Below are 10,427 nucleotides of genomic sequence, written 5' to 3'. Positions count from 1 at the left end.
TTTAACGCTACTGCTGATGTAGGCTTGTTAAGTGCCAATATTTTAGCAGAAGGTCCTATTACAAAAAAAATGACCTTCGTAGTAGCAGCTCGCCACTCATGGGCTGGACCGATTTACAACAAAATCTTCAATACGTTTAAAGCTCAACAAGCGGCGAATAGTAGTAACAATGCGGGCTTTACAGGCGGATTCGCGCGTAGATTCCAGTCTGGTCAAACGGTGTCTTCTTATTTTTATGACCTCAATGGTAAAGTAACTTACCGTCCAACCCAACGAGATAACATTACACTAAGTTTTTATAATGGTGAAGACTTTTTGGATAACTCACAGAACCTTTCGCTTCCATTTGGTGGCGGTCGTGGAGGAGGTTTTGCCAATACCGATGTCTCAAATTGGGGCAATACAGGTTCAAGTTTGAAATGGTCACGCCAGTGGACTGAGCGTTTTTATACCAATACATTATTTAGTTTTTCAAACTATTACAGTAACAGAGATAACACCAATCAAAATACCATTACTCGTACCGATGGTACTACCCAAAATGTCAAATTTGGTTCTTTGGAAAACAATGACTTGAAAGATATTTCTTTTAAATCAGATTTTGAATACCGTTTATCTGCGCACCAATTGATAGAAATGGGAGTTCAGGCTAGTCATTTGCAAATAGATTATACATATAGTCAAAATGATACCACGGTGATTCTTGGCAAAAATGACAGAGGAAATTTGATTTCGGCCTATCTCCAAGACCAAATTAAATTTGGTGATAGCAAATTGGTTTTAAAACCAAGTTTAAGAACCACTTATTACGATGTAACCAAAAAGAACTATTTAGAACCTCGACTTTCTGCGACCTTTTCTTTAACTAAAAAACTCATGCTGAAAGGTGCATTGGGTCAATACTATCAGTTTGCCAAACAAGTAGAGCGTGAAGATATCACCAACGGTAGCCGTAGTTTCTGGTTATTGGCCAATGATAGCTACTTGCCTGTTACTTCTTCTAAGCACTATATAATTGGAGCTAGTTATGAAATAGACGATTATGTATTTGACGTAGAAGCCTATTACAAAGATATCGACAATGATACGCGCTATACACTACGCTTTGTGCCAACGGTCGGCAGAGGCTTGTCGGCCAGTGAAACTTTCTTTACAGGTACAGGAAAAGTAAGAGGGATTGACTTTTTGATTCAGAAAAAATTTGGAGATTACACAGGTTGGGTAGGCTACACATTAGCTAAGTCAGAAAAAAGCATTGCGCAGTTTTCAGCAACGCCATTTCCTTCAAATTACGATGTTCGTCATGAATTCAAGAGTGTAAACATGTACAAAATGGGGCATTGGGATTTTTCACTCACGTGGATATATGCCTCAGGTATGCCATATACCTCTATTACGGGTGGGTATATCATCACATTGTTAGATGGCACCGAAAAAGATTACACAAGTCCTTCGTCGACCAATGCCAATCGTTTGCCCGACTCACACCGCATGGATGTAGCAGCTACTTACAACTTCAAGCATGGCAGTATTGGGCTATCTATTTATAATTTATATGGTCGCCAGAATGTTTGGTACAAAAAATTCCAAACCATTACAGATACCGATACCAACGAAAAGTACTTGTCTGTTACCAATGTAAATTACCTAGGCTTTACGCCAAACATCACCTTTACTTATAAATTGAAATAATCCGTAAAAGCATTTACATATCATGAAAATATACTATTTCGTAGTAGCCCTTTTACTAGGTACTTTTTTATCGAGCTGTAGCAATGAAGGTTCTGTTGAAGTTACCGACAATGCAGTAATAGAAGCTTATCTTGTGGCGGGTCAATACATTAGCATGCACGTCAAAAAAGAAATCCCTTATAGTGACCAAAGTATCAGTACAGAAGAACCAATAGATGGTTTGAAGATTACAGTCACAGGGGATGGAAAAACTTATACCCTTGAATCTTTGGGTAATGGCGACTATCGTTCAGATACAACGGTAAAACTCAAGGTTGGCGTGAGTTACAGCATGAGCTTTGTCTATAATGGAAAAACCATTTCTGCAACGACAATCATTCCGACCAAACCCGAAAATTATGCCCTTGACCAAAGTTCGATTTATTTATCACAAATTGATTTGAGTAGTGGCGGTAGACCTATGGGCGGCATGGGTGGAACCAACATTCAGGTAACTTGGGACAACACCACGAGCGATTATTATTTTGTAGTAGTCGACAATATCGAAACAGACCCAACACCCATTTATATTTTGGCCGACGATGCCGACTCTACTTTGTTTACACGACGGTTTAGAAGTCAACCCGTACAAGGAACATCCACAAGTGTAAACCCCAACGAGTTTCAATACTTTGGTATGCACAATGTGATATTGATGCATGTAAACCCTGATTATGCGGCCCTGTATCGCAGCTCTGGCTCAACCTCACAAAATATAAGTACCCCTCCTACGAGTATTACAAATGGGCTAGGTGTGTTTACAGGAGTAAATGCAGACACCATTAAATTCGAAGTAAAACAACGATAATATAGAGCATTCTACGAATAAACACTTCATTTAATATAGTATTCGTAGAATGTTTCTTTTTTTTTAATTTTTATTAATAAAAAATATCAATAATAACCATAAATTATCACTTATAATCTATAATCATCACAAATCAATATTTTAAAGTATAATTGATTTAATTTCGTTTATTTTGCATAAAACTCAACTATATAAAGTTTTACGCTATGCAAAATTTAATCAATGTCCTGAAGGATCTACTCCACGAGCTCATCATCTTTTTCAGAATAGAAGGCCTTCTGGCTATTATCCACGAAGGCAACTGGCGAGCATTCAAAACGATTGATGGAATATTTACCGTACTTGCCCCTTTAGCACCTATTATTATTATTGCTGAAATTTTTCTTCTATTTACTACACATCAATTCAAGAAAAAGACTTACAAAATTCCTTTCATTATTATCATCATTAACCGAGTGCTCGAGAAAGTTTTAAAACTTTCTATTACAATCTTTTTTATTACTTTATTCAAAAACCATGCACTATTTAATATTGGTTTAAAATGGTACTATATCCCATTAGGGTATCTTATTTATGAGCTAAATTCATTTATAAGGCATTACGCCGCTCATAAGATTAGATTATTATGGTGTAGTCATGCCGTGCATCATTCTCCTACAGAATTAAGTGCCTCTGTTACCCTAACTACAGCGTATTTAGAAAACATTTATACCGATATATTTGCAGCTAGCTTTTGCACCTTAATGGGACTCAGTCCTTCGTTATTCTTTTTCGTAATGATTTTGGATAGTATTTGGGGAGCATTTGTACACGTAAGTGAAAAAACTCTTAAAAATGGAAGGCTTGGTTTCTTAGAAAAGCTCATTCTCACACCATCTCATCATCGAGTACATCATGCGAGCAACGATTTATACATGGACACCAATTTTTGTTCTATCATCAATTTGTGGGATAGACTTTTTGGTACATATCAAGAAGAAAAAGAAGAAGAACCTGTAAAATACGGCATTACACGTCCAATGGATGCCAATAACTTCTGGGATGTTTATTTCGGAGAATATGTGGCGTTGTGGCAGGATGTCAAAAATGCAAAGGGAATCAATAAAATAAAGTACATCATAATGCCTCCAGGATGGCACCCAAATGGTACTCAACAAACGGCAAAAACTCTCCGAAAAAAAGCATTGAGCCAGCACTAATAAATAAGCCTCCAAGTATTGTGTATGACTTGGAGGCTTATTTATTAGGTAAAAGAGCCTATTTGGTCTTTCCAAACTGATACCCTACACCCAACCAAGAACGAATAATACCACTCGTACCTTGAATATTATTGATATAAGGTGAAATTTCGTAATTGATACTTAGTTGGGGTAATTTTTCTAAAGGATAAATTCTAGTTCCTATTGAACCAAAGTATCCTTTTATCAAATCATCTTTGTTGACAATAGCACCTACAAACCCGAAGTTTACCCCACCTCCAACATAAAAATTAGCTTTCCCAGTCTTAGCAACATTTAGCATCAAAGCTGGTTCGGTATTCAATGACGAAGAGAAAGAATTTAGTTGAAAACGACAATCTACCCACAATCTTTTGGTAGCATTACTCGATACCGAGAGGATATTATTCCAAGGATAATAACTCACAGCCTGTGCATGAATTTTTATCATACTCGACAGGGCTAATATCAAACCTAACATCAAGAGGCTTTTCCTCATAATTTTGTTTTTTAGTATTAGTAAAAAAGTTTTTTTTAGTCCAACAACGGTGGTAACAACTCAAGTCTTGAGTGCAGATTTATTTCAAAGATAAAAGAAGTCTTACGGCTAAACAATAATAAATCATCAACTCTCTGTAACTTTGCTGAATCAATAAAATACACTGAACTTTCACGTATATGTCAGTTTTAAAAAAATTGGCGGGCGAAACCGCATCTTATGGCATCTCTACCATATTGGGGCGTTCGCTCAATTTCCTTTTAGTATTTGTTCATACAGCAGCATTTTTGCCCGAAGATTTGGGTATCAATGTTAAGTTATACAGTTATGTAGCTGTAGCCAATATTCTTTACACGTATGGGATGGAAACGGCTTTTTTTCGTTTTGCTGCTGAGGATAAAACCCGTTACTATAATTTAATACAAAGCGCCCTATTGGTCACGAGCACTATTTTTTCGGGAGTGCTGATTCTGTTTTCGTCTTCCATCATTACCAGTTTAGGATACCCACATCGTGAGTTAGATTTGACCTGTTTGGCGCTTATTGTTTGGCTAGATTCTATAACGGCCATTCCATTTGCACGATTACGATTAGAAAAAGCTACCAAAAAATTTGTAAGTGCCAAGATTATCAATATTCTACTGAATGTTGGCCTAAATATCTTTTTCTTATTAGGTCTAAAAAAAATCTCGGAGGGCGAGTATCTCACTTTTTTACAGCCTCTAGCTAGCACCTTGTATATTCCTTCCATTGGTGCAGGCTATATCATCTTGGCCAATTTATTGGCCAATGCCTCCTATATATGGTTGCTAAGAAAAGAAATTTTTGATTACAAATTTGAATTTGAGTGGCCACTTTTCAAAGAGCTTTTGATATATGCCTACCCAATTATGATTATGGGCTTGGCAGGAATGGTCAATCAGGTTTTTGACAGAATTTTGTTGGAGCAATTTTTACCAGAAAACTTTTATCCTGGCCGTACCGCTCGACAAGCCTTAGGGATTTATGGCAATGCCTACAAGCTATCTATCTTTATGGCATTGTCCACGCAGGCCTTCAGATATGCGGCAGAACCTTTTTTCTTATCAAAAACTAAGGATAAAAACGCCCCCGAAACACTTGCAGAGGCAACCAAATGGTTTACGATTGTATGTATTTTTATCTGGTTGGGGGTATGCCTTAATCTGGATTGGCTCAAAAAGCTATTTCTACGTAAGGCTATTTATCAAGAGGGTGTAACCGTTGTGCCTTTATTATTGCTGGCAAACTTATTTTTGGGAGTATACTATAATATTTCTGTTTGGTTTAAGTTAAATAATAAGACCTACTTTGGCACGATTATTACTTTTATAGGTTTGGCGGTTACCGTAGTTTTAAATATCGTCCTAATCCCCAAGCTTGGGTATATGGGATGTGCTTGGGCTTTTTTGGTATCGTGTTTTACCATGACATTATTGTGTTATTTCTGGGGGCAAAAATACTATCCTGTGCCATATAGAATCAAATCGGCCATTGGTTACATTATCAGTGCAGGTGCGCTAATTTATTTTACATTAGCTATCCCAATCAATAATCTATGGATTTCTATTCCGTATCATGGGATTTTACTGGCACTTTACACCCTCGGAGTGATTGTCGTAGAACGTAAGACTATTCTACCCGAGAAATGGCAAAAACGCTTTAAATTAAGTTGAAACACTCATTTTATAGCCTGTTTTGAGGCATTAAACCCAAAGAACAACCATTCAATAAAAAAAGCTATCAATTGCACGATTATTTAAGAGAAAATTAAGAAATTTGTATTAGTTTTAGTTTTTGTAATCCATAATACTATTATTCTTCGTATAATCGCTATAACACTGTAATTCTTACTTTATAAAAATCCGTTTTTCTCATGACTGAATTTCAGATAAGAACCATTATTGACTCCTTAGAAGTAAAGCTAAGGAAATTGGTCATGGCCTACACTGAACTCAAAGATCAGTTGAAAGAGTCTCATAAAGAAAAGGAATTACTAAAAAAGAAGTTAATAGAGATAGAAAAAGAGAATATGGAATTACAGAAAAAATTAAACGAACAATCTAAAAACTTTAAAAAGTCAGATAAATTTACTAAGATTGTAGCGAACAATCTCAAAAACGCAGGTGACCCTGCCGAATTGAAGGAAAAAATCGACGAATATATTTTGGAAATAGACAAGTGTATTAGTCAACTAAGCGTTTAAAATCTCTAGGTAACTGGATATTAGTATATACAATTTATAGCTCAGACAAAGCCGCGACGGTATGAGTCTCTAAAAATCCTATAACCAATGGCAGATAAAATCCCTTGCAATATCAATGTAGGTCTTAAGGAGTTCAACCTAATGGTAGGACGAGAGGAGGAAGAGTACGTTCGCAAGGCCGCTAAGTTGATTAACGAAAGAATGGATTATGTGAGAGAAAAAGTAGGTCTCTCCGAATCATACGAACTGCTCGCTTTTGTGGCTTTGGATTATGCCATTGATAATTTGAAGTTCGACAACAAGCATTCTGATCTCCAAAAAACTGTAATGACTAAAATTTCGGAAATGGATTTGCTTGTAGATTCCATTTTGAAATAATATCTTAGAGTGTATTCGTTACAAACAAATGCTTTTGCTTTTGACTTTTCTGAGGTCGCTAAGCAAAAACATCCAGATAGATTATTAATTAGAATATTTTGATAAAACTCCATACTTTACCAGTTTGGCCTCAAGATATATTATAAATTTCCATCCATTTTATTGGATTATTTTAATCATCTGCTTTGATATTCCCCATCTTCGGTATTTACCTGTTTTAGTATTTTTTTTCACAATCGTTATTTAACTATTGAATTCGAGCTTGTTCCAAGTCTGATTCATTAATAAAGCGATTCTAAAACGGTATTCTAAAATGTTAACTCCAATTATCGCTGCTGTAGTTTCTCTTGTGGCAGGTATATTTCTTGGCAAAGTGATTTTTGCAAAAAATACACAAAAAATCGAAGACGAGGCGCTTGCTAAAGCTTCAGATATTGTTAAAAATGCTGAATCCCAAGCTGAGAATATCAAAAAAGACCGTATCCTCGAAGCAAAAGAAAAGTTTCTCAAATTGAGAGCAGAATTTGAAGAAGATTCCAACAAGAAAAAACAAATCCTTATCCAAAACGAGCAAAAGCTTAAAGAAAAAGAGCGTAGCATTCAGCAATCGATGGAACAAACCAAGCGTTTGGAATCTGAATTGAATAGCCAACGTCAATCTCTTAATGCTAAAGAAGAAAACCTAAAACGTAAGTTAGAGGAAGCTGATCGTAAGCGCGATGAAGCCGAAAAAATGTTGGCTTCTCAAGTAGCTCAGTTAGAAAAAATCGCTGGTCTTTCTGCCGATGAAGCTCGTAAGCAGTTGATTGATGCCTTACGTGGTGAAGCCGAAACTAAAGCCTCTTCTATTATCAAAAATACGATTGAAGAAGCAAAATTGACCGCTACCAAAGAAGCTAAAAAGGTGGTTATTGAAACGATTCAACGTACTGCTGCCGAAAATGCTATCGAAAACTGTGTTTCGGTATTCAATATCGAATCTGACGATGTTAAAGGTAAAATCATTGGTCGTGAAGGTCGTAATATTCGTGCCTTGGAATCGGCTACGGGTGTTGAATTTATTGTAGACGATACTCCAGAAGCGATTATCATTTCAGGTTTTGATCCTGTTCGTCGTGAAATCGCTCGTTTGTCACTACACCGTTTGGTACAAGATGGTCGTATCCACCCAGCTCGTATTGAAGAGGTTGTAGCAAAAACCAAGAAAAATATTGAGGAAGAAATCATCGAAATCGGTGAGCGTACTGTAATCGATTTGGGTATCCACGGTTTGCATCCAGAGTTAATCAAGATGGTTGGGCGTATGCGTTTCCGTTCTTCTTACGGTCAGAACTTATTGCAACACTCACGTGAAGTAGCCAAACTTTGTGCTACCATGGCAGCTGAGTTGGGCTTAAATGCGAAGTTGGCGAAACGTGCAGGTTTGTTACACGATATTGGTAAAGTATGGCCAGAAGAAGCTGAATTACCACACGCTATTTTGGGTATGCAGCTAGCAGAAAAATATAAAGAGAACGTAGAAGTTTGCAACGCTATTGGTGCGCACCACGATGAAATTGAAATGACGTCGATGATTTCTCCAATCGTTCAGGTATGTGATGCTATCTCAGGCTCTCGCCCAGGTGCTCGTCGTGAAATGATGGAATCATATATGCGTCGTTTGAAAGAACTTGAAGAATTGGCAACAAGCTTCAATGGTGTTCAAAAATGCTATGCAATCCAAGCTGGTCGTGAGCTACGTGTACTAGTAGATTCTGAAAATGTATCGGATGAAAAAGCAAGCATGTTGTCTTACGATATTTCTCAAAAAATCGAAAAAGAAATGCAGTACCCTGGTCAAATCAAGGTTACTGTTATCCGTGAAATGCGTGCTGTAAATTACGCAAAATAATTTCACACAATAAATTCAAAAAAGCCTCATTAAACTAAATGTTTGATGAGGCTTTTTTATGCCAATGTACTTCACCCAAAATCCATGTAATTATTACTTCCTATGAAAACACACTTTCAATCATTATTTAAAAACCTATCCATTTTCATTGCTAGTTCGTGGTTGTTTTATTCATGTGTGAGTGTTTACACACCAAACAATACGAATACCAACACAAATACCAACAAGACCAGTAATGTAGTTAAGGTGGTCAGTAATTTTCCTGAAAACTTTGACCAAGTAAGTAAAAACAAATACGAAACCGCCACCATTACCACCAACTCTGGTGACTGGTATTTTGAAAATGCCATGATGGGAAGTACTGACAATGACGTCAAAAATGGAGCAAAAGCGATTCGTATCAAAGAAGATGGATTGGTACGATTCAACACAGATTTATCATCGGGTATTTACCAAATTAAATTGAAGGCAGGGTTATATCAGTCGGACAAAACTGCTGCTTTTGAAGTTCGTATTTCAACCAACCGAGGCAATACTTGGAACAAAATCGGTAACACAATCACTTTGACTGATAAGTTTTTAAAAGACTTTACATTTACCGTAAATACTACTATTCCAACCCGATTTGAAATAGTAAAAGTAGATGGCACCAGCGGACGATTGAACATCGATGACGTAAGCGTTTCAGCTTATTCGGGTAATATTACTCCTACTCCCAACCCATCTCCTACCCCCAACCCAAGTCCAAAACCTAATCCTAAACCAGCGCCAAACAACGTAGCTACTAAGGATAACAATTTGTTGCTGGGCAACCCAAGCAATGCTATTAGTAATACTAGCTATTCGAATAATTTCTTGATGTTGAAAAATGCTTACGCCTTATCTTACAACAAATCGAAAGCGACCGCAAATTGGGTAAGTTGGCACGTGAGCGCAGCATGGAAAGGTGATGCTCAAAGACAAAATGATTTCAGACCAGACAGTTCGCTTCCACAAGGTTGGTCGGCAGTCAATACCAGAGATTATACTGATTCGGGTTTTGATAGAGGACATATTTGTCCGTCAGATGATAGAGATGGAAGTGTAGAAGAGAATCAAGAAACGTTTTTGATGACCAATATGATGCCTCAAGCACCAGATAATAATCGTGGGGTTTGGAAAAACTTAGAAGAATACGGACGTAGGCTCGTAGAGCAAGGTTATGAGTTATATGTCATTGCAGGGCCTTATGGACAAGGTGGCTCTGGTTCAAATGGTGAGGCACAAACCATCGGAAATAAAAATACCATTGTAGTGCCTAAATCCGTTTGGAAAATCATTGTAGTATTGCCTGTAGGTCAAAACGATTTGTATCGAATTGGCACAGATACTCGTGTGATTGCAGTGAATATCCCGAATACCAATCAAGCTGGCGCAGGTAATTGGCGTGACTATCGTGTATCGGTAGATGCTTTGGAAAAACTCACAGGTTTTGATTTCCTTTCAGACGTACCAAAAGATATTCAAAGTGTAATTGAGGCGAGAGTGGATAATAACTAAGCTAGCTTTAGGCTTTTACTAGAGTGCGACTAAAGTCGCACCCTAGTAGGAAAATTTTAGAAATACTACACTACAGCAAATGAGTAATTATGTGAAAATTAATATTCTAGCAGTAGAGACGCAATGATTGCGTCTTAGGA

9 protein-coding genes are annotated in these 10,427 nt (G+C 37.1%); 8 read left to right on the top strand and 1 reads right to left on the bottom strand.

The features are described 5' to 3' along the window. The 3 genes from ACOVQ4_RS02160 to ACOVQ4_RS02150 form a co-directional block, all read left to right on the top strand. Positions 1 to 1,692 (top strand): TonB-dependent receptor plug domain-containing protein (locus ACOVQ4_RS02160; protein WP_421819022.1); only part of this gene is annotated, 1,692 nt, incomplete at its 5' end. A 22-nt stretch (positions 1,693 to 1,714) separates the two neighbouring features. After that, the gene (locus ACOVQ4_RS02155) at positions 1,715 to 2,539 is read left to right on the top strand and encodes a DUF4249 family protein (protein WP_421819021.1); all 825 of its coding nucleotides are present in this window, start codon (positions 1,715 to 1,717) and stop codon (positions 2,537 to 2,539) included. 206 nt (positions 2,540 to 2,745) lie between these two features. Continuing rightward, a complete protein-coding gene (locus tag ACOVQ4_RS02150; RefSeq protein WP_421819020.1) occupies positions 2,746 to 3,738 on the top strand; it encodes a sterol desaturase family protein in 993 nt (330 codons plus the stop codon). Between the two features lie 58 nt (positions 3,739 to 3,796). Here the strand turns inward: ACOVQ4_RS02150 and ACOVQ4_RS02145 are convergent, their stop codons facing one another. Continuing rightward, complete coding sequence (locus ACOVQ4_RS02145; RefSeq protein WP_421819019.1) at positions 3,797 to 4,255, bottom strand: hypothetical protein; 459 nt, start codon at positions 4,253 to 4,255, stop codon at positions 3,797 to 3,799. A 179-nt stretch (positions 4,256 to 4,434) separates the two neighbouring features. On the opposite strand from ACOVQ4_RS02145, the gene ACOVQ4_RS02140 reads away from it, so the two are divergent. The 5 genes from ACOVQ4_RS02140 (at position 4,435) to ACOVQ4_RS02120 (ending at position 10,287) form a co-directional block, all read left to right on the top strand. Beyond that, on the top strand, positions 4,435 to 5,949 hold the full coding sequence (locus ACOVQ4_RS02140; RefSeq protein WP_421819018.1) for a polysaccharide biosynthesis C-terminal domain-containing protein: 1,515 nt from the start codon (positions 4,435 to 4,437) through the stop codon (positions 5,947 to 5,949). A 200-nt stretch (positions 5,950 to 6,149) separates the two neighbouring features. Next, positions 6,150 to 6,479 (top strand): hypothetical protein, encoded by a 330-nt coding sequence (locus ACOVQ4_RS02135; protein ID WP_421819017.1) that lies wholly within the window; start codon positions 6,150 to 6,152, stop codon positions 6,477 to 6,479. Positions 6,480 to 6,566: 87 nt separating this feature from the next. Then, the gene (locus ACOVQ4_RS02130; protein ID WP_421819016.1) at positions 6,567 to 6,857 is read left to right on the top strand and encodes a cell division protein ZapA; all 291 of its coding nucleotides are present in this window, start codon (positions 6,567 to 6,569) and stop codon (positions 6,855 to 6,857) included. Between the two features lie 313 nt (positions 6,858 to 7,170). Next, on the top strand, positions 7,171 to 8,748 hold the full coding sequence (gene rny / locus ACOVQ4_RS02125) for a ribonuclease Y (RefSeq protein WP_421819015.1): 1,578 nt from the start codon (positions 7,171 to 7,173) through the stop codon (positions 8,746 to 8,748). Between the two features lie 102 nt (positions 8,749 to 8,850). Continuing rightward, a complete protein-coding gene (locus ACOVQ4_RS02120; RefSeq protein ID WP_421819014.1) occupies positions 8,851 to 10,287 on the top strand; it encodes a DNA/RNA non-specific endonuclease in 1,437 nt (478 codons plus the stop codon). The last annotated feature ends 140 nt before the right edge of the window (positions 10,288 to 10,427 follow it).

The organism is Flectobacillus sp., assembly GCF_049240685.1.
In the GTDB taxonomy this organism is placed as follows: Bacteria; Bacteroidota; Bacteroidia; order Cytophagales; family Spirosomataceae; genus Flectobacillus.
This window is presented reverse-complemented; position numbering and strand designations above follow the sequence as displayed.